Origin of the sequence: Roseibium sp. (assembly GCF_965233565.1) — a bacterium.
Lineage (GTDB): Bacteria > Pseudomonadota > Alphaproteobacteria > Rhizobiales > Stappiaceae > Roseibium.
Window position 1 is genome coordinate 5,936,509 of sequence record NZ_OZ247494.1, and the last position, 23,586, is coordinate 5,960,094.

Consider the following 23,586-nt stretch of genomic DNA (forward strand, 5'->3'; position numbering starts at 1 on the left):
CGCAGATCAGAGTTCCGGTGACGGGTCGATCAGCCCTTCGCGCAGCGCGTAGGCGATCAACTGCGCGACCGAGTGCACATCCAGTTTTTTCATCAGGTTGGTGCGATGCCGGTCGACAGTTTTGGCGCTGATGCCGAGCGTCTCGGCGATCTCCTTGTTGGACCGGCCTGAAACAATCAGGTTGAGGGTCTGGCGTTCTCGATCCGAAAGCAGCGGTGTTGCCGGTGTGTCTTCGAGCAGCTGCCGAAAACTTGCGGCAATGTGCCGTTGACCGCGCAGGATCGTCGGTAGCCGCGCAATCAGTTCGTCGTGATCTTCGCTTTTGGAGAAGAGACCGTCGACACCGCTGGCGACAAGCTCGCCGATTTTACCGGCCGCCGTCACTCCCGTCAGGATGACGACCTTGGTGTCGGGGGACCAGCGCCGCGCCTCGACCAGCACTTCCAGACCGCCCGCATGGGGCATCTGCACGTCGAGGATCAGAAGCGAAGGCCTGTGCTGGCGCAACGCGGCAATGGCCTGCAAGCCGTCTCTGGCTTCCGCGGTGACTTCGATGCCATCCGGCTCCACTGTACCGGGCGTTTCAAGCGCCGCCCGCAGCCCGGCGCGGACAATGGCGTGATCATCTGCAATTACGGCATGAAATCGGGGCTTTTGCACGATATGCTCGGCCAAATGGTTGAAGGATCAGGCGTGAAAGCAGTCATAACATATCTCCTTGTCTGCTTGAGCCTTGTTTTCCAGACCATGGCAGCCGATGCGCAGCCTGAGGCCTCTCTGCGGCTGAACAGCGATCCGGCGGGCCTATCGCTTGACGAGGTCATGAGCTTTGCGCCGGATCAGGGAGAGAGTCCGCAGCAGATCGTCGAAGCCTATCTGTCGGGTGGACTGAGCAACGACTTTGAAACAGTCGGTGCAGAGGTGGTTCCCTATCAGGCAATCTGGGGGGTGGTTTTGCTGGAAAATTCCGCCGACAGTGCGGAAGAGCCAATGTCCTGGCACCTTGCCTCCGACATTTATGGACTGATCTCGCTGGATGTCTTTCTGGTCCGGCGGAACGGCGGCGTGGAGCAATTGCTTGCGCACGACAGTCGCACTTTATTTGATCCCAATGATTTCATCTTCACAAGGTTGGCCAGCGCACCGCTCTCCTTGATGCCTGGGGAACAGGCCCATCTGGCGGTGAAGATGGTCCATGGCGCCATGGAAGAAGTCAGGTTGAATTTGGAGCAACCGGAAACCCTTCAGGGAAGGGGAGCCGCCGCAACGATGCGCCTGACAGCGTTCTACGCTTTTCTCGGATCTTGTCTGCTGTTCTTCTTTGCCTTCAGCATCGCGCTTCGCAGTGATGTCGAATTTGCCTATGCCGTGCTGTTGCTGCTTGGACTGGGGTTCGTTGCCTATCTCGACAATTTCCCGTTCCGCTGGCTCTATCCGAACAGACCGGAGCTGCACCTGCCGCTCGGGCTCATCACATTGTTGAGCGTGATCGCGCAGGGCTTTCTTGCTGCTGGTTTGTCCCTTCGGCGCTATTCCAGCAGGGAGAACATCGGAAAATGGCTCTACGGCGCAGCCCTTTGCTCGATGCTTTTGACGCCCTTCGTATTCGTGCTGACACCGGAGATCATGGCGCCGCTGACCTATGGCCTCTTCGCGCTCATGTTGGCGACCCAGATCTACAGCGTTTTTCAGTGGGAGGCTTATGACGGGGCGCGGCGGCGCGTCGTGCGCTGGGTTACACTGGTCACCGTGATCGGGCTGTCGGCGATTGTCGCACTTGCACTGGCGCGGACAGGGATCGACGGCATGTCCATCCCGTGGCTCATCAAGGGCGTCTACGCGACGCTTGCCTTCGGAGTTATGGCCGGGCTCTCTACCGGGGTCATCGAGATGCGCCGGGAACACGCTGAAGCACAGGCCCGGGAACTGGAGGCGGTCCGCAAGGAGGCGACGGCGACCCGCGATCTGCTGAAAGCGGAACAGGACTACGCCCGCGTCAGGGAAGTTGCCGACAGTCGGCAACTTCAATTGGCATCCCTGTCTCATGACATCAAACAGCCCCTGACAGCGCTTCGCATGACGGTGGAGAGCATGACGCGCGACGACCCGGCAGCGACCAAAGAGCGGCTCCAGGAGGCTTTCGATTATATAGAGGACCTCACGCTGGGCCATCTGGAGGATGTGCGGTCCGACGTCCAGGGGCAGGAGGCTCACAACGACGACGAAGACCAAACTGCGCCTTATACACTTTCCCTGATACTCGACACCGTCGGTCAGATGTTCGGTGAAGAAGCCAAGGTGAAGGGACTGGAGCTCAGGCTTGTGACATCCAGCGCTTCAGTCGCCGTTCAGCCGCTCGCGCTGATGCGGATCGTGTCCAATCTGGTTTCCAATGCCGTGAAATACACGCCCCACGGCAAGGTTCTCGTCGGTGTCCGGCGAAAAGGCGGCAATGCAATGCTGCAGGTCCTGGACACCGGGCCAGGGATGAGCGAAGGGGACTTGGCACGGTTTCGGCAGGCCTGGCAATCAGGCGAGGACAGCGAAGGACACGGCTTGGGTCTGGCGATCTGCGCGGCGCTGGCGGATCAAAACGGACTGTCTCTAGACGTCGAGTGCAAAGCCGGACAGGGGTCTGTCTTTTCGCTGACCATTCCCGTTGCCGGTGTCGCGGCACAGCAGCTTGCCGCCAAGGCCTGACACCCGGGTGCAGGTTCCACTGCCTGTTTGAGTTTCTCAGTCATGCCGTTCTGCAAGCGGCGTTTCGATTGGGGGATCCACCCCATACCGGCTGCAAGGGGCCGAACTTAGCTTTCTGACACGGAAACCGAAGTCAGGAGCAAGTTCATGGCCGATATCAATTCCAACCCGCACGTGACGTTCGCCATGCTGGGCGAGGCGGCGGCCCTGATGGCCGAAAGCCCATTGCACCAGGAGCGCAGCGTTGCCGAGATCGGCGGATTGATCCTGCCGCCGTTGATGCTCGGGCAGCTGCGCGTCTGGCGCCGCGGCGGCCTGCCTGTTGCGCTGGCCACCTGGGCCTGGCTCGACGATGAGATCGAACAAGCCGTTCTCCACCGCGATCATGTTCCTGCGCCTGAGGAATGGAACACCGGTCCCAACCCGGTCGTCGTCGATTTCATAGCGCCCTTTGGCGACGGCTTTCACGTCGCCCGCGACCTGAAACGCACTGTCTTTCCGAAACGGGCCTTGCGGTCTGTCCGCCGCGATGCGGAGGGCCGTGTCCTGCGCATCGTGCAGCATCCCGGTCTCGATCCTGCCGGCAACCCGGTCAAGGCAAGCGCCTACGCGGCGTGATTTTCCCGAAATCCCGAACTTAAGGAGTTTTCAAAATGGGTTCTTCTTCCAAAAGCATTCACCAGACCTACAAGCTCTATGGCCTTTACGGCAACAAGGATGGCGGGTCGGGCAATGACAAGCTCTACGGCTATTCCGCGATCAAGAACGATCTGCGCGGCGGTTCCGGCAACGATTTTGTCGGCGGTTGGGCGCCGCTCAACTACCTCCGCGGCGGCTCAGGGAACGACACGGTCAAGGCCTATGGGGCAACCAATTACCTGTGGGGCGATAGCGGGACGGACAAACTGTATGGCTATGGTGCCTACAACAAACTGAGCGGCGGCACCGGCAACGACTATCTTTATGGCTACGGCGCAAAGAATGTCCTGCGCGGCGACAGCGGCTACGACAAGCTTTATGGCTACGGCGCTTATAACGACATGGATGGCGGCAGCTACAATGACAGCCTCTATGGCTATGGCGCTTCCAACCTGATGAAAGGTGGCTCCGGCCACGACGCTCTTTACGGCTATGGCGCGTCGAACTCCATGTATGGCGGCACCGGCAATGACACCTTGAAAGGCTACGGCGCCTCCAATGTCATGCGCGGCGAAGACGGCAACGACCGCATGGAAGGCCGTGGTGCGTCAAACGTGATGTATGGCGGTAATCATGATGACAAGCTTTATGGCTACGGCGCGTCCAATGTGATGCATGGCGACAGCGGACATGACCGTCTGGAAGGGCACGGTCTGTCGAATGTCATGCATGGCGGGACCGGCAATGACGACCTGTTCGGCTATGGCGCTTCCAACGTGATGAATGGCAATGATGGCGAGGATCATCTGGAAGGGCGTGGTGCGTCCAATGTCATGCGCGGCGGCAATCATGACGACGCCTTGTATGGCCATGGTGCCTCCAACGTGATGTATGGCGACAGCGGCAATGACCACCTGGAAGGGCGAGGCCTGTCGAATGTCATGCATGGCGGTACCGGCAATGACGACATGTTCGGCCATGGCGCTTCCAACGTGATGAACGGCAATGATGGTGAAGATCATATGGAAGGCCGCGGTGCGTCCAATGTCATGCGCGGAGGAGACGATGACGATGCCATGTATGGCTCTGGCATCAATAACGTCATTCACGGCGATGCGGGCAACGACCATATCGAAGCTGTTGCCGGCGCGACCTGGGCTTATGGCGGCGCAGGCAACGATACGATCAAGGCAGCCGGAGGCGTCAATGTCCTGTCCGGTGGCGATGGCGATGACGTTATCGAGGCGGTTGGCGGTGCCAATCTGGTCCATGGTGATGCGGGCAATGACGACATGTTTGCCCTTGGCGGCGTCAACACCATGTGGGGCGGGGCCGGTGATGACCGGATGAAGGCGCTGGGCGTTGCCAATATCCAATTCGGTGGAACCGGGGACGACCTTCTGGCCGCAGCCGGAAACGGCAACCTTCAGTTCGGTGAGACCGGCAATGACAAGCTGTTCGGTCTCGGCATGAATGTCGGTCAGTTCGGCGGCGACGGTGAGGACATTCTTGTCGGCGTCGCGGGTGTCAATCTGCAGCACGGCGGTGCCGGCAAGGATGCGCTCTTTGCCGTCGGCGGTGCCAATATCCAGATTGGCGGGTCCGACGATGACTTTCTGATGGCCGGCGGCGCGAACAACATTCAGTTCGGCGACCATTTGTGGAGCGCGATCCCGTCAGATATCGGCTTCGACGACGGTGTTTTCGCGGACGTCATGGACAGTTTCGACGCGTATTTCGAAACGACCGGCGAAGGGTCCAATGTACTGATTGGCGGCGGAACCAATAATTTGCAATTTGGCGGCTCCGGTAAGGACTTTGCCTTTGGTGCCGGTGCCACCACGACCCAGGTCATGGGCCAGGGCAATGACGTGATGATCGGCGGTGGTCTGGGCGTCCTGCAATATGCCGATGCCGGAAACGACATCGTTATCGGGGGCGGCCAGGGTGTCGCCCAGTTCGGTGGCGACGGCTCGGACCTGATGATTGCTGCCGCCAAGGTGATCGCGCCGCAATATAAGGCCGCTGCCTCATTCCAGTATGGTGGCGCGGGCACAGATATCATGCTCGGCCTCACATTTGGCGACGAAGTTGCGGCAACCCTGTCTCCCAACCTGGACAAGGACGCTGACGGCAATCGCAAGGGAGCTGTCGTCAAGGGAGCGCTTCCCGAGGAACTGGTCGTGACGGCGCAGCTGGGCGGAGAGGGCGCCGATCTGCTGGTTGCCGGTGGTCCGGGCACGATCGTGCATGGCGGGGCCGACAATGACGTGCTCCTGGGTGTCGCTGACACCAATTCGCTGGTCATGGGCGGCGATGGCAACGACCTGATCCTCAGCAGCAACGGACTGGATGCGCTCGTCGACGCCGTGGAAATGAAACGGGAGATCGACCAGGGCGAGGCACCTGAAGCCTTTGCGCTCAGCTTCGGCAATTTTTATGCAGGTGGCGCCGGTTCGGACGTGATCATGGATGCAGTCGACTTCGGCAAGATCATGATCCATGACGTCCTGACGGATATTCCCGAGATCCGGTATGCCCGCACCGCACTGACCAGCGCCGTCAGCGCCATCAAGGACATCATGGAACCGGTCGCCGATGTGATCGAGGCGGCCGCCAGTTTCGGCCCGGACTTTGAAACGCCTTCTCTCGGGGCCTATGAAGTCAAGGCCAATGTCGCCATGGGTGGCAGCGGTGACGACGTTCTGGGTGGCTCGGGCTTTCTGTCCGGAGAGGCCGGTAATGATACCTACACGATCTGGGCGGATGGCGACGCCAGCATTGCCGAACGGGCAACGGATGGTGTCCAGTCTTTCCTCGACAGCGTTAATCTCGATCTGCCGGAACTGGACGACCTGACCCAGACACCCGGCGGCGAAGATGTTATCGAGCTGCGCAGCTTTTCGCTGATGGCCATGGAAGAGGACAGCTTCTCCTTTACCAAGGCGGCTGACACGCTGTTGATCCAGATGGAGGACCGCACCATTGCCACCGTCTATGGCATGGATGACGAGGCCTCCGCTGTCGAATGGCTGGAAGTCGTGCAGGGAGCGGACAGCTTTAAATTCGATCTGAAAGCCATCTATGACCGTCCGGACCTGGCAGATGGTGTCGGCATGTCAGCGGAGAGTGAGGCCATCGGAACCGAATTCTTCGCCTCCAGCGACATGTTCGACCTGCTGGTCGAAGCCACGACGACACTGTCCGCTTTCGGGTCTGAGGAAAGTGCGGCGGTGAGCGGCGATCTTGCAACGACACTCGGTCACAGCAGCAACGCTCTGGATATCACCGTGCCAGGGACAGATTTCATCTGACGAAGTCTGACGTTGCAACCTGTGCAAGGGGGACGGCACCTGCCGTCCTCCTTGCGTTTGTCTTTAGGCAAAGGCGAAGATGCCTTGCTGAACAACGGGACTGGCGGCACGGCGTTGGAAGCCTTCCAGGAGAACTGGCCGAAATTCGATAGGGGATGGGCAGATAGAAACTCTGGTGCAGAAAATTTGGTCAATATCTCAACCAGTGATAGGCTTCGGCCTGGTTGGCAATTAATGGGAGATTGCGTCTGCCGGGGGGACATCATGACGAAATCTGTTTCAATTTTGCTGCTGAGCCTTGTGTTCGGCCTGTTTGCGGGGAGTGCTTCGGCCGGGGAGGAACTTCCCCCGCCAAGATCCGACAGCTGGATTGCACCAACACAGTTTCTGGCCTGTCACGGCAATGCCTATGCACTTTGTTACTATTCCGGCCCTTTGAAACGGACGCCAAGCCATCGCTATTCTGATCCGCCATTTATGCCCTGTGATCTCGACCCGGACAATCCAGGTACCGCCAAGTGCACCTGCTATGCGGTTGAAGGCGAGCCTGTTGTGCCGAAAAGAGAGTTGCTCGGGATACGGTACCGTTTCAACTACGTGCTCATGACCAGCATCCTGAACGAAAGAGTGCTTGAGGAAACGAAGACGGAATGCGGTCCACTCGGGAAGGAGTGCCTCAACCTTGTCAATATGGATTTGTGCTCCGAGTGGCAGTTTCGGCCGGACCAGTGCAAACAGGCCCAGGTCTGTTCCAAACTCGGGAATGCTCGTACCGGCGAGAAACAAACGCTTTATCCCGATATGCCGGAGGTCGATCTGATCTCGACCTTCAGCTTCGCGCATATTTCGGAACACAGTTTCGGGTCGACCAGTTGCGAAAGCGGTCTTTATGCCGGATGTATGACCGCACCTTGCACTGCCGAGAATGAAAGAGGACTGACCACCTGCCAGTGTCCTACCTACACGGGGCCCTTTCAGATAGGGCAGCGTGAGAAGCGGTTGAAGGAATTGGGCCTTGGCTGCGACATCTCGCCGAGAGTCTGGTCAGCCGCCAACCACATCAAGCCGTCGAAACAGTAAGGTTTTTTCCGGCTGAATGGAGGACGTAGCTGGGGCAGGGCGCTCTGTCATGTCTCCAGCTTTCGTTCGCGCCAGACGATATAAATCCCGCTGGCGATGATGATGGCTGCGCCAAGATATGTGGCGGCATCCGGGATCTCGGTCCAGAGCAGATAGCCGAGAAGCGTCGCCCAGAGGAGAGCGGTATAGTCGAACGGGGCCACGACTGCGGCCGGAGCAAAGCGGAAGGCCTGGGTCATCAGCGTGATGCCGGCGGTTCCGAAAAGGGCAAGGCCGAGAAAGAGCAGGGCATCTTCAAGGCGTGGTGTGACCCAGACAAAGGGCATCACCAACGCGCTCAGGACCGCTCCGGCACCAACCAGGTACAGCATCATCGTCCAGACGCTTTCACGTGGATCGACCCACCGGGCGCTGAGCATCAACAGCGCATAGAAGAACGCTGTCGTGACCGGCAGGAGCGAAGCGGCTTGAAACGTGTCACCACCCGGACGCACGATCACCAGAACCCCTGCAAATCCAACAAGAACGGCGGACCATCGGCGCCAGCCGGTCGGTTCGCGCAGGACCAGTGCCGAGATTGCTGTGACAAACACCGGCATCACAAAAATCAGCGCAGTGGCTTCGGCAAGGCCCAGATAGAGGAAACTGGTGAAGAACAGCGTCGCCGCGATCAACCACAACACCCCACGCAGGAGATGGGCTACCGGCCGGTGTGTGACCAGTGCGGAGCGTCCGCCCATCTTGAGCGCGATCAGCATCGCGAAGGGCAGGGCGATGATGTTGCGCAGGAAGAGGATCTGGATCGGCGAATAGCCTTCGGTCAGCGTTTTGGCGATGCCGTCGTTGACACACAGGCTCGCCACCCCGATCGACATCAGCAAGATGCCTGTGGTTGCCTTGGATGCGGTGCCGGCCGTTGCTGACTGCATGTGCTGATCTCCTGCGCGAATTTCAGGTAATCTTGAAACTCGGGCCGCGCAAGGTCATTCCTCGCAGGAAATGGCCTCGGTAAGATCGACAATTCAATTTATGGGTGTGGTTCGGTTGGATGTTTGTTACACTGAAGCATGTCCTTCAAAAGACTATTTCTGCTCACGCTTCTGGTGCTGACGTTTCTCGGCAACGCTGCTGTTGCTGACAATCCGACCAAGATCCGGCTGACCAACGGCGAATGGGCGCCTTATCAGTCTGAGAACCTGCCGGAATATGGTGCAGCCTCTGCGCTGGTCACAGCTGCCTTCAATGCCGTCGGCATTGACGTGGAATATGGTTTTTTCCCCTGGAATCGGGCCATGATCGAAGTCGAGCGGGGGGCCTGGGACGGGACCTTTATGTGGGTGCTGACACCCGAAAGGGAACGTATCTACCTGCCGAGCGATCCGCTTTTCACCCTTGATGAAGTTGTTTTTTACAACAAGAACAATCCGATCGAAGCCAATGAGCCATCCGACCTGAAGGGCAGGGTCATGGGCGCGCTCGATTCCAGCGCTTTCGGAAGGCAATTCGCACCGCTGGTGGAGGATGGTTCGATCTATGTCGCCCGCGTTCGCAACAATCAGCAGTTGTTCGAAATGCTGGCCCGGGAGCGGGTGGACTTTGTGCCCGAGCTGAAAACCAGCGGCTATGACGCCGTGCTGGAACACCTGACGGAAGAGCAGAGAAATCGCATCGGCCATCTGGAAACGATGACCTATTCCTGGTCCTACCACCTGTTGATCTCCCGACACATCGACGACGGTCCGTATTTCGTCGAAGCCTTTAATCGCGGCATGGAGATCATCCGGGAAAATGGCGAATTCGAACGCATCATTGGACCCTATATCCGGCCGAAGGTCCTCAACTGATTTCAAAGAGCGTCATTTCAGCTACGGATGCGGCTGCCTTTGCGTCTTTTGTCCGCAAATGATATTGAGCCGCCCATGACTGCAACAAACCGCCTCTATTCCACCCACCTGCCACGTTTCTCCGTGGCCCCCATGATGGAGTGGACAGACCGACATTGCCGGGCCTTTCACCGGCAGCTGTCGCGGCACGCGCTGCTTTATACCGAGATGGTGACCACCGGCGCGGTCATTCACGGTGACAGGCAGCATCTGCTCGGCTTTTCCGATAGCGAGCACCCGATTGCCTGCCAGTTGGGTGGATCGGACCCGCAGGACATGGCGGAAGCGGCCCGGATCGTTGCCGATTTCGGCTATGACGAGGTCAACATCAATGTCGGCTGCCCGTCTGACAGGGTGCAGTCCGGTCGCTTCGGCGCCTGCCTGATGGAAGAACCGGCGCTGGTGGCGGCCTGTGTCGAGGCGATGAAGGCGGCGGTCGACATCCCGGTTACCGTCAAATGCCGGATTGGTGTCGATGATCAGGATCCGGAAGTGGCTCTGGACGCCATGGCCGATGCGGTCTTTGCGGCTGGCAGTGATGCGCTCTGGGTTCATGCCCGAAAGGCCTGGCTCCAGGGTCTCAGCCCGAAGGAAAACAGGGACATTCCGCCGCTGGATTATGACCGGGTGCTGCGCCTGAAGCAGCGCCTTCCGGAAAAGTTCATCGGTCTGAATGGCGGCCTGCAATCACTCGACCAGGCGGAACCCTATCTTGAAACGCTGGACGGTCTGATGTTCGGCCGGGCCGCGTATCACACGCCCGAAATTCTGGGTGAAGTCGATCGCCGCCTTTACGGGGAAAATGCGGACGATGTTTCTCCCTGGCAGGCCGTGAAGGCGCACAAGGCCTATCTGGCGGAGCAGCTTGAACGCGGTGTGAAATTGGCGCATATGACCCGGCACATGCTCGGGTTGTTTCACGGCCGGCCGGGCGCGCGGTCCTGGCGGCGCATCCTGACTGTGGAAGCGATCAAGTCCGGCGCGGGCCTGGACGTGGTCGACCAGGCACTCGCCGCTGTCAGCCCGGCAGGAGGAGATCTCGCCGCGGCGGAGTAGGTCAGGACTATGATTTTGGCCAATGCGCGGGCACCGGATCAACCGCCAGGGAAACCGTCACGGCGTCATGATCAGGCGGTCGCCTTCGATGCGCCAGCTGCGCAGGCGGTCGAGTGCACTCATGCCCAGAAGGCTGGCTTCCAGGGAACCGTCACGGGCGACAAAGCCGCGCACATTTCGCAAGGTGTGATCGCCGATGGTGATGTCGTCGATCCGCACGGGCGCGACCAGCGTGCGGCCATTGGCCGTTGACACCGGCACGGTGAACGAAAGATCCTCGTCCCGATAACCGGCCCGGCGGGCATCGTCATAGTTCAGGACAACCGCGCTGGCGCCGGTGTCCAGAAGAAACTCCGTTCGCGCACCATTGGCCCGTCCGCTGACAACAAAATGGCCGCCTGCATCGCGCACGATCAGGATCGTGCCGTCCTGTTGGGTAACTGCCATCCCGGGCGCGAGTGCGCCCAGAACCCTGTATCCCGCCTGAACCAGGTCGGTGCGATAGGTGTAGCCGACAACGAGCAGGGCGCAGAGACCGCCCCAGAAGAACGTCCCCTGAATCACCTCGCGCACTTTCGGCTGGCCGAAAATGAAGCTGGCGAGAAAGACAAAGGCCAGCGCGGACAAGGCAACGATACGCGGGCCGCTGTCATCGAAATTGGCATTTGCCGGATCGGTCGGATCTCCGAAAAAGGCATAAAAGGCGCCCGCCGCCATGATGACCACCAGCACGACGACCATCAGGCCACGAAAACGTTTGGGTCCGTTCATCCCTGGCCTCCCGTGGCGCGTGTGGGACGCTGTCTTGCCGGGAGGTCTGCAAGAATGTCAGACCTCTGCCGGTCACTGAACTGTGTCCAGGAGGCGATTTCATCGAGGGTCCGGTAACAGCCAAGGCAAAGGCCGGTTTGCCGGTCGATCTGACAGGTTTTGATACAGGGCGACTTCATGAGTGGGATATGGCGGCGGATTGTGGCTTTGCCAAGACAAAATGTGGCGGAAGTGACAGGTGTCAGGTGCTGTGATCAGGAACCGCCGCCATAAGTGAAGGGGGCGGTGATGACCCGGATCGGCAGAGCGACGGCTGTCCCGGCGGCATTGCCGACGAAACTGCCCAGATCATTGCCGAGATTGGCACCGCGATTTTGGTCGGCTGACGACGAAACAACGGAATTGCTCAGTGTCGTGCGCATTTCCGGCCTCAGTTGGGCAAGCTGCGCGAATTTTGAATGATGTGCTCCGTCGAGCGATTCCAGTTCCGTCACATCGATCACGATTGCGCCGAGTTCGGCCAGTTCCTGGTCGTCCGAATAGGCGCCGACCCGTTCCTTGCCGCCGGCAATCGTTCTGGACAGGCGCAGCGCGCGATCGTCCTTGGAGACGATCACGGTATAGGGTTTGGGCGGTTTGCCGAGTTTGCGCAGCTGCGCCTTGAAGAGGTCGATATCGATATCCGGCGCGGCCAGCACGATATCGTCGATCTTGGCGGCAATACGCCTGCGGTTTTCCGGTTTGGCCTGAACCGCGGTTTCCATCAGCAGCCAGTTCCCCATGGAATGCGCAAGAATGGTGATGTTGGTGGCTCTGGTGCTCGTCAGTTCGACCAGGGTTTCTTCCAGCGCACTGCGGGCAATGGCGGCGCTGTTGAGGTCATAGACATAATCCTGGAGCCTGCCGCGGGACGCCCAGGTAAAGAAGACCGGAACGCCTTCGAACTTGGCGTCATGAACGATCTGGGCAAATCGATAAAGGCCTTCGGGAAAGCGCGTGTTATAGCCGTGAATAAAGACGAAGACCTCGCGCTTGTTGGGCGGAAGGGCCGCAAGACGCTCATTGATCTGCCGTTTGAAGGCTGCCTTGTCAGCTATGTAGCCGGCGCTGCGGGCAACAAAATCTTTCTCCGGGTTGCCCGGCAGGCTTTCCGGCCACTCGATCTGGCCCGGCTCGTGACTGGGCGGAACGGAAATCGAGGCTTCGGCATAGCTGACAGCCGAGGAGCGTTCACCGCCGAAATAGGTGTCAGGGCGACTGTCCCGCTCACGCGTGGTCACGATCATGATGTCGCTAATCTTGGCATCCGGTGCTGGTTCGGTGTTGATCACCAGTGCGCCCGAGTCAGGTCTGCCGCCGCAGGCAGTCAGAACCAGAAGTGCAAATACCAACATGGCTGCGGCCACTAGGGGCTGCGTTCGAGGGTTTGCCCCACCATTCTGCCAAACGCGTGTGATCATTCGGGCGACCGGTCCCAGCTTCAGGTTGTTTCAAGGCACCATAAGCATACCTGCGAGAAAACCAAGCCCGCTTGTTTGCTGAATCGCGCCAAGTACATCGCCGGTGACCCCGCCGATCTTGTCGCGGGCCAGCGCGCCGACCGCGAAGGCTGTGACCGCCGCCAACGAGAGAGCCAGCAAAAACGCGGGCAGGGACAGCAGCAAAAAGGCGGGCAACAGCAACGGCAATGTGACCAGCAATGCCCCTTTCAGGGTCGCAGCATCCGGTTTGCCGAACCGGGCTGCAAGTCCATCCGGGCGGGCTTGCGGAAGAGCTCGCCATTGCCAGACAAGAAGCGCACGGCTGAGGGCTTCGCCCGAAAGGAACAGCAAGGCAGCATCTGCAGGTGAAAATCTTTGCCACAGAGCGGCCAGCAAGGTCACTCTCAAGACCACGCTGACAATCAGGGCAAGAGCGCCAAACGCCCCGATGCGGCTGTCCTTCATGATCTCAAGGCGCCTGTCACGGGTTGCACCGCCAAAAAAGCCGTCAGCCAGGTCGCTGAGACCGTCCTCGTGCAGGGCACCGGTCGTGGCAGCCAGAAGACCGATCATGAGTGTCGCCACCACAAGCACCGGCAGGTGGGTATAGCCGAGAGCCGTTCCGAGAGCCGCCGCCGGCAGGGCAACCACTAGTCCGGCCAGCGGCGCGGCGCGCGCAATGCGCCTGAAGTCGGGAATTGCGGCCGGATCGTCAAATGCATTGAGGGGCTTGGAGAGTGGCAGGCGGGAGAAGAATCGCACGCACGCGGCGGCGTCGGCCGCCAGGCGCTGACAGCGGATCAGAAAGGGGGCCGCGTGATCCCAAGGTTTGTCGGAGCTTGAATCGGCTCCGGAATCAGGAAGTTGGTCGGATTCAGAGCTCATCAGGCCGGTCCCGCGCTTGAGTTTTTCAAGGGCACGGTTATAGATCAGCGCCTTAGCGATACCAAGTGCCGGCTGGGCCGGCTGAACAATCCGGAAGCTTGAAAATGTCCCTGTCCGAGACCGCGCTGCCTTTCGACGATATCCGCAATCTGGTGAAATCCATGCCTGGACCGGATGAGGAAGCACTCGGCAAGGTGAGGGCGCGCGATGCGGAACTGACCAAACCTGCCGGATCGCTCGGCAGACTGGAAGAAATCGCAGAATGGCTCGCTGCCTGGTCTGGCAAGGCGCCGCCGAAAATCACCCGCCCGCTGGTCGCTATCTTCGCGACCGCGCATGGGGTCGCCGATGAAGGTGTCTCCGCCTTCCCGAGCGCGGTCAACCGGCAGATGGTCGAGAATTTCGCTGCCGGTGGTGCGGCCATCAACCAGCTCTGCCGGGCCTACGACATCGGTCTGAAAGTGTTTGATCTGGCGGTGGACATGCCGACCCCGAGCATTACCAGGGAAGATGCCATGGACGAGGCTAACTGCGCCGCCACCATGGCATATGGCATGGAAGCCCTGGCTGGCGGTGTTGATTTGATCTGTCTCGGAGAGATGGGCATCGGCAACACCACCGTTGCTGCCGCCGTGCTGAATGGCCTCTTTGGCGGCAAGGCCGAGGACTGGATCGGCCGCGGCACCGGTGTCGATGACGAGGGGCTGGCGCGCAAGCGCGATGCGGTAACCGCCGCTGTCGAGCGCCTCAAGGGTGAAAAGGATCCTCTGGAGATCCTGCGCAAGATCGGCGGACGGGAAATCTCGGCCATGGCTGGTCTCATCATCGCCGCTCGCCTGCAGCGTGTCCCGGTGATTGTCGACGGCTTTGTCACCACAGCTGCCGCAGCCGTCGTCTATGCCATGGACCCGGAAGGGCTAGATCACTGTCTTTTTGCCCATGTGAGCGCAGAACAGGCCCATGCACGGGCACTGGACCATATGGGCAAGGAAGCCCTGTTCGATTTCGGCATGCGCCTTGGCGAAGGCTCCGGGGCGGCGCTGGCCGCAGGTATTGCGAAAGCGGCGGCTGAAATGCATTCCGGCATGGCCACATTCGCCGATGCGGGCGTTGCTGAAAAGTCCGAATAAGGCCCTGGACTGTCGCCTCAGGCGGTTCGGTTGAAGGCCGGTTCGGAATCTTCCGGGTCGACCCAGACCACGTCCGGTGAGAAATTCATGATCCGCGCCCGGGGCAGGGTCACGGTGACTTCCGTGCCTTCGCCCAGTTTCGACTTCAACGCGAACTTGCCTTCATGCATGTTGACCAGCGCCTGAACAATCGACAGCCCGAGGCCGGTCCCGGGTTCCGCCGTCTTGATGGCGTGTGAACCCTGACCGAAGGCTTCCAGAACGGTTGGAACCTCTTCCTCCGGGATGCCCGGGCCGCTGTCCTTTATTGAGACGTACTGGCCACCATCGGAGGTCGGGCCGACCATGATCCGGACCTCGCCGCCGACAGGTGTGAACTTGACCGCGTTGGAGAGCAGGTTGAGCACGACCTGGCGCAAAGCCCGTTCATCGGCCCAGACCCGGGGCAGGTCGGGTTCATGGGTGTGGTGCAGCGAAATCGACTTGGCCTTGGCCCTGACCTTCATCATGGTGCCGCATTCCTCGACAACGTCGTCAAGATAAAGCGGTTCTTCATGCAATTCGTGGCGGCCGGCCTCGATGCGCGAGAGATCGAGAATCTCGTTGATCAGGTTCAAAAGGTGTTGTCCGGACCCGTGAATGTCTTCGGCGTAGGAGCGGTAATTCTTGTTCTCCATCGGGCCGAGCACCTCGTCCTTCATGATCTCCGAGAAGCCCAGGATGGCATTGAGCGGTGTGCGCAACTCGTGGCTCATGGTGGCCAGGAAACGGGACTTTGCAAGGTTGGCGGCTTCTGCACGCCGCCGGGCTTCGTCCGACATGGCATTGGCAGTCTCAAGCTCTGCGATCAGGTGATCCTTGTCCGCCCGGTACTCCAGCATCGTGTTGGCGTTTTTCAGGAGCTGGTTGCCAAGAATGAAGAAAAAACCCTGGGCGCCGATTGCCATCGCTGCAAGCGTGTAATGGATCGGATCGACTTCCTTCAGGAAACTGACGGTCACGACCAGCGTCATCGGCAGTGTGCTGGCCAGGAGGCATCTCGGCAATGTGGCTGACTGCATCGTGTTCATGGCGACCACGATCAGCAGCGTCGCAAAATGAAAGATGACGAAGCCTTCACCGGCATCGCTGGTTTTCGGCATCAGGAAAAACAGCGCCCAGCTGCAGCCGTAGATGAAGTCGCCGAGCGTGAAACGACGGCGCCAGTAGATCCGTGCCTTCTGGTCGGACGGCGCTTTTTCATAGGTGTGGCTGGTCACAACCATCAGGAAATGGGTGCAAAGCGTGACCGTGAACCAGGCGCCGATGAACAGTGGGTCGATCCACAAGACGGAAATCGCCGCGACGATCAGCGCCAGCAGTGGCACGGCATAGGCCGCGTTGATACGGGTATCGGCAAAAAGGTGCTGGCGTTCCAGGTCAAAGGTGGTGTGACGGCTGTCAGGCGCGCCCAGACGGCTGCGGACATCCTGGGCCGAACGCGCCATCTCGCGCCGGCGCTGAGCCCGCTGCTCGTTGATGGCGTCCTTGTCGGCGCCTGTTTCTGACGCAAGGGTTCCCATTTGCCGCCCAAGAGTTGTGATTTTGTTATTCTGATAGTGTCTGTTTATTCACTCTGACTCACCATTCCTTAAGATCGTCCTCAAGATCGTGGTTAGGGGAGTCTTAACGGAATGTGTCGGGATGCAACTAATTGCCGGATAAGATGAAATCACAAGACCTTCAGCAGCTTGCGAAGGAGATCCGCGCCTGCCGGATCTGCGTCGACCAGCCCGAGGCCGCACCTCTGCCGCATTCGCCGCGACCCGTCCTCCAGGTCTCCTCGACGGCAAGGCTCTGCATTTGCGGCCAGGCGCCTGGGACACGCGTTCACAAGAGCGGCAGACCGTTCACCGATCCGAGCGGTGACCGCTTGCGGGACTGGATGGGAATAGGCGAGGAGACCTTCTACGACCCGGACCAACTCGCGATCGTCCCCATGGGGTTCTGCTTTCCTGGGCTCGACGCCAAGGGAGGGGACCTGCCACCGCGTCGTGAGTGTCGCAAGGCCTGGCATGACCGGCTGTTTGCCGAGATGCCGCAAATCGAGCTGATCCTGATCATCGGCCAATATGCACAGGCCTATCACCTCGGCGACAGACGGCACAAATCCCTGACGGCGACGGTGACCGATTGGCGGAACTATTTCGGTGAGGATGTCATTGAAGGCGGCAGGCGGGTTTTGCCGCTGCCGCATCCATCCTGGCGAAACAATGCCTGGCTGAAGAAAAACCCCTGGTTCGAGACGGATCTTGTGCCTGTGCTGCGCCGGGAGGTGAAACGATTGACGGAGAGCGAGAGCAATTCGCCCGAGATCGAAAAAAATTCTCAAAATGGCTGAATTTGACTTTCCACTTGAAATTCAGTTACGCCTTTTCCCGTTCAGTTAAAATGATTTCCCAAGGCGGTCGGGAAGAGCGCGAGGGCAATCAGCCGACAAAACCGGATCCTTTCATGATCGACCGTATCGACCGCCGTATTCTGTCAATCCTGCAGGAAGATTGCACCGTTCCCGTCGCCGAAATCGGCCGCCGGGTCGGACTGTCAACGACACCCTGCTGGCGGCGCATCCAGAAAATGGAAGAAGACGGCGTGATCACGGGCCGTGTTGCGTTGCTGGATCCCACCAAGGTCAATGCCAAGGTCACGGCCTTTGTCGCGATCACGACAAGTCAGCATTCCGAGGACTGGCTCAAGAAATTTGCGGACGTGATCCGGGAGTTTCCGGAAGTGGTTGAGTTCTACAGGATGGCGGGGCAGGTCGACTACCTGCTCCGGGTCGCCGTGCCGGACATTGAGGCCTACGATGCCTTTTACAAGAAGCTGATCGCCAAGATCGACATCTCCGACGTCTCGACGACCTTTGCCATGGAGCAGATCAAGAACACCACGGCGCTGCCGCTTGGCTATGTGGCTGCGGAAAAGCCGAAGCCGGAAAAGGGCTGAGCCCCGCTCCGGCGTGGCGGCTCAGGCCACTTTTGGCCAATAGGTGCCGAGGCACCACAGGTTGCCCTCGGGGTCCTGGCAGATAAACTCCCGGCTGCCATAGTCCCGATCTTCCGGTTCCTGCAGGATTGTGGCGCCCGCCGCTTCGGCCCTGGCAAAGGCCTGATCGGCGTCGTCGACTGCAAGATAGATGGTTTTGCCGTTGGGGCCCTCGGGTTGGCCCACAATCTTGGCGAATTCATCGTCCCGTGCCTGTCCGAGCATGATCATTGCCGAGCCGAATGCGAGCTCGGCGTGGCTCACGGTTCCTTTTGTATCCCGGTGAACGAGATGTTCTACAAAACCGATGCTGTTGCACAGCCATGTGATCATTGCCTCGGCATTGCCGAACCTGTAGGCGGGGAAAATTCTGCTGGCTTCATAGGTCATGGTTCACCTCCTTTGATGGCAAGGTGATACCCGTCGGTCGGCGAGGTGGCTTGAAGATTTGTTACCTGTCACCAGGTGGGGGCCAGGTTATTTCGGTTGAAACCCTGCCAGGTCGTCGGGGAAAAACCGGTAAACTCGACAAAGTCGCGGATCAGATGGGCCTGATCCGCATAACCGAAGTCGAGGGCGACGCCTGGCCAGTTGATGTCTTGCGACGTATTTGCCAGGTGAAACAGCTGATTGAACCGAATGACCCTAGCTACGGCCTTGGGAGGTCGACCGATGTCGCGGCGAAACTGGCTGACGAGATGTTTCCGGCTCCAGCCGAGTTCCTCCGCCAGCGCAGCGATTGGATGACGGCCGCCGGATTGCAAAAGCCGTCGATAGGCGACCTCACTGCGTGTTGCAGGGGCGAGCCGTTTTCGAAGGCGATTGCAGACAAAGTTCAGGCCGTGCTGCAGGCGGCTGGTCCAGCAATCCATGTCTTCGATCTGGCGAACAAATTCGGCGGTCTCCGGATCCGCGATGTCCTCGGCGGCTTGCATACGCCCGGTCAGTTCGTCCATGGGCAGATCGAAAAAACGGCGGGCGCCAAGCGGCGTGAAGTTGACCTGGAAACAACTGGCCTGGCCGTTGGACCGAATGAAGACCGGCGCGCCGCAAAGGCCGGCGACGAAGCTGGGCACAGCGTCGTCGCGGGTGGGGCGATATCCGATCCCGATCTGGAACGGGGAGCCAAGATTGATCACCAGGGGGATGGTCAGGGAGGCCGCCTCAATCATCTTGTTGGCTTGAGGGCCGCGCTCCTCATAGCCAACGACATTCGTGAAATAGGCGCGCAGATCCACAGGGGCGTCCAGGCGCCAGAAACCGGCGTTGATGCCGGGAGGCGGCGACATGGACGGTGTTGAAGGTGCGAATTCGGCAGACATGGATCTTCCTTCCGCGCGCAGAATAAGGATCGGGGATACTCCCGTCACGCAAAATGCAGGGCGTCAGGTCTGGCTTTCCAAGGGATGCCGGGCAAAAAATCGGGCGGTTTCTGCGTCGGACACGGCCTTGCCGCAAAAGATTTCGACAAAATAGGGCATGCGCTGTAGCCGTGGGCCAAGAGGTTCGCTCGGGCCATCCTTGATCATAGAGATGTAACCGATCTGCGTGAGATAAATCGTGTCGGCGCGCACGCGGGCATAGGCCGCGTCATACCCGAACCGTTCGAACATGGTCTGCAGCGCACCAACGCGTACCCGGTCGGCCTCGTCCAGAAGGACCGCCAGGGATGCGTCGGTATGCGCCCAGTTGCGCACGGCAAACTCCAGTTTTGAATCGAACAGCTCCGGCATGAGCCAGAGATCGAAGAGATTCAGGATCGCTTCGGTGATCGTCTCCGCGTAGTCTTCGGTGCGCCTCACCAGATTGCCGGTGTTCTTGGATTGCCACAGGGTGATCAGGGCGTTCAGAAGATCGTCGCGATCTGAAAAGTGGCCGTAGAAGCTGGTGCGCGACAGGCCGAGCCGCTCCGCAAGCGGCATCACCTTCACACCATCAATACCGTTCTCCAGAAGGGCCTGATAGGCCGCTTCGATCCAGATCTCGCGGGTGCCCCGCCAGCCGGTTGTTTTTTCGATCAAGGGCTCGGTCATTAATCCCCGATAGCAGCGAATTTCCGCCACAGCAATCAAAATTGACACCTGTGTCATCAAAAGCGACATGAATGTCGTTTTTGCGTCTTTTCAAAGCAAATTGTCTGGCTCACTCTGGCCGTAATGAGGAGTTCCGCGCCGCCGGAAGAGGTTCGAAGAGGGAAACTGATGTCCAAGGATCCGCTGTTGCAGCCCTATCAGCTGAAGCACCTGACATTGAAAAACCGGATCATGATCACGTCGCACGAACCGGCCTATCCGGAAGACGGCATGCCCAAGGACCGGTACCGGGCCTATCATGAAGTGCGTGCCAAAGCCGGTGTCGCCATGACCATGACGGCCGGGTCTGCTGCCGTGTCGCGCAATTCGCCGCCCGTCTTCAACAACATCCTTGCCTACAAGGACGAGGTGGTGCCCTGGGTCCGTAAGCTGACGGATGCCTGCCATGAGCATGGCTGCGCCGTCATGATCCAGCTGACGCATCTCGGTCGCCGTACACATTGGAACAAGGGGGACTGGCTGCCGGCAGTGTCGTCGAGCCATGAACGCGAGGCAGCTCACAGGGCCTTTCCGAAGCAGGTTGAAGACTGGGATATTGAACGGATCATTCAGGACTACGCCGATGCCGCAGAGCGCATGAAGGAGGGCGGCATGGACGGCATCGAGCTGCAGGCCTATGGCCACCTGATGGACCAGTTCTGGTCACCGGCCACCAACACGCTTGGCGGACCTTATGGAGGCTCCCTGGAGAACCGCATGCGCTTTTCGCTGGACGTGATCGATGCGGTTCGTGAACGTGTCGGGGATGACTTCATTCTCGGGATCCGGTTCACGGCCGACGAGGACATGGAAGGGGGCATTACGGCGGACGAGGGTCTGGACATCGCCCGGCGCCTCAAGGACACCGGCAAGATCGATTTCCTGAATGTCATCCGTGGTCACATCGATACGGATCCGGGGCTGACCGATGTCATTCCGGTCCAGGGCATGCGCAACGCGCCCCATCTCGACTTCGCTGGCCGGATCAGGAAAGAGATTGGCCTGCCGACCTTCCACGCTGCCAAGATCCCCGATGTGGCGACCGCCCGGCACGCGATCGCCGAAGGGCTGCTCGATATGGTGGGCATGACCCGTGCACACATGGCCGATCCCTTGCTGGTCAGGAAGATCGCAGAAAAGCGGGAAGACGATATTCGGCCCTGCGTCGGCGCCACCTATTGTCTGGACCGCATCTATCAGGCCGGCGACGCCCTGTGCATTCACAACGCGGCCACCGGACGGGAACTCACGATGCCGCATGAGATCCCGCCTGCGGAGAACCGGAAGAAGGTCGTGATTGTCGGTGCCGGGCCGGCAGGCATGGAGGCGGCTCGCGTGGCTGCCGAGCGCGGTCACGACGTGACGGTGTTCGAAGCCGCTCCGGACGCTGGTGGTCAGATCCGTCTGACCGCCCAGTCCGAACGCCGTCGGGAGATGATTTCGATCATTGAATGGCGCATGGACCAATGTGTGGCAAGAGATGTGAAGTTTCGCTTCAATACATTTGCAGAAGCATCTGATGTGACGTCCCAAAACCCGGATTCAGTAATTGTTGCCACTGGCGGTCTGCCCCACACGGACGTCCTGTCGGAAGGCAATGACCTTGTCGTCTCGTCCTGGGATATCATTGCCGGCGATGTCAAACCGGGCAGGCGGGTGCTTGTCTATGACGATGCCGGCGATCATGCCGCTCTCCAGGCGGCCGAGATCATTGCCAGGTCCGGCGCCCATGTCGAGATCATGACCCCGGACCGGTCCTTTGCGCCGGATGTCATGGCCATGAACCTGGTGCCCTATATGCGTTCACTGCAGGACAAGGATGTGCGCTTCACGGTGACTTACCGGCTGAAGGCGGCCAGACGGTCGGGCAACATGATCACCGCGGTGATCGGCACGGATTATTCCAGCCATACGCAGGAACGGGAGTTTGATCAGATCGTGGTCAACCACGGCACCATCCCGATGGATGAGCTTTATTTCGACCTGAAGCCGCTGTCCAAAAACCTGGGCGCCGTCAATCAGGAGGCGCTGATTTTCGGACGGCCGCAGCCCATGGAGGCCAATCCGGAAGGGCGCTTTGCGTTGTTCCGGATTGGCGATGCGGTGTCGGCCCGCAACACCCATGCAGCCATCTATGACGCCTTACGTCTGGTCAAGGATATCTGACGAAACATTCACCACGCCTGCGGAAATTTTCGGCGCGTCTTACATGGATAACCGGATGCCGCTTTTGCGCTACGGCCCGGGCCGGGTGTGCGCCTAATTTCTCGCTCTGGGATCGGCCGGATGACTCGGCCGGAAAGGACGTGTCACCATGCTCAGCGATGCAGAAATTCTCTCTCTCTTGATGGGCCGCCGCGCAGGTTATTCCCTGCCGCAGGCCTTCTACACCGACGCCGACGTCTATCAGGCCGACCTGAGGAACATCTGGCAGAAAGACTGGATCTTTGCGCTGCCGTCAGCAGAGCTGCCGAAGGCGGGCAACTATGTGACGCTGCAGATCGGTGACTATTCGGTCATCGTGGTGCGCGGTTCCGACGGCGTCATTCGGGCCTTCCACAATTCCTGCCGTCATCGTGGCAGCCGGATCTGCGCAGCCTCCAAGGGCTCTGCGCCGAAACTGGTCTGTCCCTATCATCAGTGGACCTACGAGCTGGACGGCAAGCTGCTCTGGGCGCGCGAGATGGGGCCGGATTTCAAGCCCGATGACCATGGGCTGAAGACGGTGCATTGCGTCGACGTTTCCGGCATGGTCTTCATTTGCCTGGCCGCCGTTGCGCCTGACACCACCGAGCTCGTCAGGCAGGCCAAGCGGTATCTTGGACCGCATGATCTTTCCAATCTGAAGGTTGCCCACCAGTCGTCGATCATCGAAGAGGGCAACTGGAAGCTGGTGCTGGAAAACAACCGCGAATGTTATCACTGCTCCGGTTCACACCCCTCCCTGTGCCGCACCTTCCCGGATGACCCCAATCTGGTGGGCGGGGATGATTCCACCAGCTCCAATGCGGGCCTGGCGCATGTCGAACGCTGCGAGAATGCAGGGTTTCCGGCAAAATACGTGATCTCTCCCGACGAGCGCTGGCGCTTCGTGCGCATTCCGTTCCTGGGTGATGCGGTCAGTTACACGATGGACGGCAAGGCGGCCGTTTCCAAGCGCATCGGCTCGGTGCCGTTCGACAATGCCGGCTCCTGCCTGTTCTTCCACTATCCGAACACCTGGAACCATTTCCTGTCCGATTCCGTGCTGACCTTCCGCGTGCTGCCGATCGGACCGATGGAAACGGAAGTCACGACCACCTGGCTGGTGCACAAGGATGCCGAGGAAGGCGTCGATTATGACCTGGAGCGTCTGACCGAAGTCTGGATCCACACCAATGACGAGGACCGGCAGATCGTCGAGGAAAACCAGATTGGCATCAAGTCGCCGGCCTATGAGCCCGGGCCCTATTCGCCGCTGCAGGAAAGCGGTGTCATTCAGTTCATCGACTGGTACGCACAAACCCTGGAAAACGGTCTGATGGGCCGGTTCCGCGTGGCAGCGGAGTAAG

Annotated in this window: 21 protein-coding genes; 11 read left to right on the top strand and 10 right to left on the bottom strand. The window is 59.7% G+C overall.

The window, feature by feature from the left end; genetic code table 11:
• Positions 1–6: 6 nt before the first annotated feature.
• Positions 7–660, bottom strand: coding sequence for a LuxR C-terminal-related transcriptional regulator (locus ACO6TG_RS27065; protein ID WP_422376048.1), 654 nt, complete (start codon positions 658–660; stop codon positions 7–9).
• A gap of 33 nt (positions 661–693) precedes the next feature.
• Between ACO6TG_RS27065 and ACO6TG_RS27070 the strand changes: the two genes are divergently transcribed.
• The 4 genes from ACO6TG_RS27070 to ACO6TG_RS27085 all read left to right on the top strand — a co-directional run bounded on the left by ACO6TG_RS27070 (position 694) and on the right by ACO6TG_RS27085 (position 7,733).
• On the top strand, positions 694–2,700 hold the full coding sequence (locus ACO6TG_RS27070; protein WP_422376049.1) for an ATP-binding protein: 2,007 nt from the start codon (positions 694–696) through the stop codon (positions 2,698–2,700).
• 147 nt (positions 2,701–2,847) lie between these two features.
• Complete coding sequence (locus ACO6TG_RS27075; RefSeq protein WP_422376050.1) at positions 2,848–3,318, top strand: toxin-activating lysine-acyltransferase; 471 nt, start codon at positions 2,848–2,850, stop codon at positions 3,316–3,318.
• Positions 3,319–3,353: 35 nt separating this feature from the next.
• Complete coding sequence (locus ACO6TG_RS27080) at positions 3,354–6,653, top strand: calcium-binding protein (RefSeq protein WP_422376051.1); 3,300 nt, start codon at positions 3,354–3,356, stop codon at positions 6,651–6,653.
• 12 nt (positions 6,654–6,665) lie between these two features.
• A complete protein-coding gene (locus ACO6TG_RS27085; RefSeq protein WP_422376052.1) occupies positions 6,666–7,733 on the top strand; it encodes a hypothetical protein in 1,068 nt (355 codons plus the stop codon).
• A 47-nt stretch (positions 7,734–7,780) separates the two neighbouring features.
• Here ACO6TG_RS27085 and ACO6TG_RS27090 read toward each other — a convergent pair whose 3' ends face one another.
• A complete protein-coding gene (locus tag ACO6TG_RS27090) occupies positions 7,781–8,662 on the bottom strand; it encodes a DMT family transporter (protein ID WP_422376053.1) in 882 nt (293 codons plus the stop codon).
• Positions 8,663–8,800: 138 nt separating this feature from the next.
• On the opposite strand from ACO6TG_RS27090, the gene ACO6TG_RS27095 reads away from it, so the two are divergent.
• Together ACO6TG_RS27095 and dusA are read left to right on the top strand one after the other, a co-directional pair.
• On the top strand, positions 8,801–9,577 hold the full coding sequence (locus tag ACO6TG_RS27095) for a substrate-binding periplasmic protein (protein ID WP_422376054.1): 777 nt from the start codon (positions 8,801–8,803) through the stop codon (positions 9,575–9,577).
• Positions 9,578–9,652: 75 nt separating this feature from the next.
• Positions 9,653–10,672 (top strand): tRNA dihydrouridine(20/20a) synthase DusA, encoded by a 1,020-nt coding sequence (gene dusA / locus ACO6TG_RS27100; protein ID WP_422376055.1) that lies wholly within the window; start codon positions 9,653–9,655, stop codon positions 10,670–10,672.
• 57 nt (positions 10,673–10,729) lie between these two features.
• Here the strand turns inward: dusA and ACO6TG_RS27105 are convergent, their stop codons facing one another.
• From ACO6TG_RS27105 to cobS, 4 genes are all read right to left on the bottom strand, one after another.
• Positions 10,730–11,443 carry a retropepsin-like aspartic protease family protein gene (locus ACO6TG_RS27105; protein ID WP_422376056.1) on the bottom strand — a complete coding sequence of 238 codons (714 nt, stop codon included), beginning with the start codon at positions 11,441–11,443 and terminating at the stop codon, positions 10,730–10,732.
• Entirely contained in the window at positions 11,440–11,622 is a 183-nt protein-coding gene (locus ACO6TG_RS27110; protein ID WP_422376057.1) for a DUF1289 domain-containing protein, read from the bottom strand. Before ACO6TG_RS27110 ends, ACO6TG_RS27105 begins: the two co-directional genes overlap by 4 nt.
• A 75-nt stretch (positions 11,623–11,697) precedes the next feature.
• Entirely contained in the window at positions 11,698–12,837 is a 1,140-nt protein-coding gene (locus ACO6TG_RS27115) for an alpha/beta hydrolase (RefSeq protein ID WP_422376058.1), read from the bottom strand.
• 96 nt (positions 12,838–12,933) lie between these two features.
• Positions 12,934–13,809: an adenosylcobinamide-GDP ribazoletransferase gene (cobS, locus tag ACO6TG_RS27120; protein ID WP_422376059.1), complete on the bottom strand. Its 876-nt coding sequence runs from the start codon at positions 13,807–13,809 to the stop codon at positions 12,934–12,936.
• 104 nt (positions 13,810–13,913) lie between these two features.
• Between cobS and cobT the strand changes: the two genes are divergently transcribed.
• A complete protein-coding gene (gene cobT, locus ACO6TG_RS27125) occupies positions 13,914–14,939 on the top strand; it encodes a nicotinate-nucleotide--dimethylbenzimidazole phosphoribosyltransferase (RefSeq protein WP_422376060.1) in 1,026 nt (341 codons plus the stop codon).
• Between the two features lie 17 nt (positions 14,940–14,956).
• On the opposite strand, the gene ACO6TG_RS27130 is transcribed toward cobT, so the two are convergent.
• Positions 14,957–16,501: a sensor histidine kinase gene (locus ACO6TG_RS27130; RefSeq protein ID WP_422376061.1), complete on the bottom strand. Its 1,545-nt coding sequence runs from the start codon at positions 16,499–16,501 to the stop codon at positions 14,957–14,959.
• A gap of 143 nt (positions 16,502–16,644) precedes the next feature.
• On the opposite strand from ACO6TG_RS27130, the gene ACO6TG_RS27135 reads away from it, so the two are divergent.
• Both ACO6TG_RS27135 and ACO6TG_RS27140 read left to right on the top strand, forming a co-directional pair.
• Positions 16,645–17,319, top strand: coding sequence for a uracil-DNA glycosylase family protein (locus tag ACO6TG_RS27135; protein ID WP_422376062.1), 675 nt, complete (start codon positions 16,645–16,647; stop codon positions 17,317–17,319).
• Between the two features lie 116 nt (positions 17,320–17,435).
• Entirely contained in the window at positions 17,436–17,924 is a 489-nt protein-coding gene (locus ACO6TG_RS27140; RefSeq protein WP_208988887.1) for an Lrp/AsnC family transcriptional regulator, read from the top strand.
• A 21-nt stretch (positions 17,925–17,945) separates the two neighbouring features.
• Here the strand turns inward: ACO6TG_RS27140 and ACO6TG_RS27145 are convergent, their stop codons facing one another.
• The 3 genes from ACO6TG_RS27145 to ACO6TG_RS27155 all read right to left on the bottom strand — a co-directional run bounded on the left by ACO6TG_RS27145 (position 17,946) and on the right by ACO6TG_RS27155 (position 19,996).
• Positions 17,946–18,353, bottom strand: coding sequence for a VOC family protein (locus ACO6TG_RS27145; RefSeq protein ID WP_422376063.1), 408 nt, complete (start codon positions 18,351–18,353; stop codon positions 17,946–17,948).
• Positions 18,354–18,421: 68 nt separating this feature from the next.
• Positions 18,422–19,285, bottom strand: a complete 864-nt coding sequence (locus ACO6TG_RS27150; protein WP_422376064.1) for a helix-turn-helix domain-containing protein — start codon at positions 19,283–19,285, stop codon at positions 18,422–18,424.
• Positions 19,286–19,348: 63 nt separating this feature from the next.
• Complete coding sequence (locus ACO6TG_RS27155; RefSeq protein ID WP_422376065.1) at positions 19,349–19,996, bottom strand: TetR/AcrR family transcriptional regulator; 648 nt, start codon at positions 19,994–19,996, stop codon at positions 19,349–19,351.
• 168 nt (positions 19,997–20,164) lie between these two features.
• On the opposite strand from ACO6TG_RS27155, the gene ACO6TG_RS27160 reads away from it, so the two are divergent.
• Positions 20,165–22,201: an FAD-dependent oxidoreductase gene (locus tag ACO6TG_RS27160; protein WP_422376066.1), complete on the top strand. Its 2,037-nt coding sequence runs from the start codon at positions 20,165–20,167 to the stop codon at positions 22,199–22,201.
• A gap of 148 nt (positions 22,202–22,349) precedes the next feature.
• Positions 22,350–23,585 (top strand): aromatic ring-hydroxylating oxygenase subunit alpha, encoded by a 1,236-nt coding sequence (locus ACO6TG_RS27165; protein ID WP_094070419.1) that lies wholly within the window; start codon positions 22,350–22,352, stop codon positions 23,583–23,585.
• Position 23,586 lies beyond the last annotated feature (1 nt).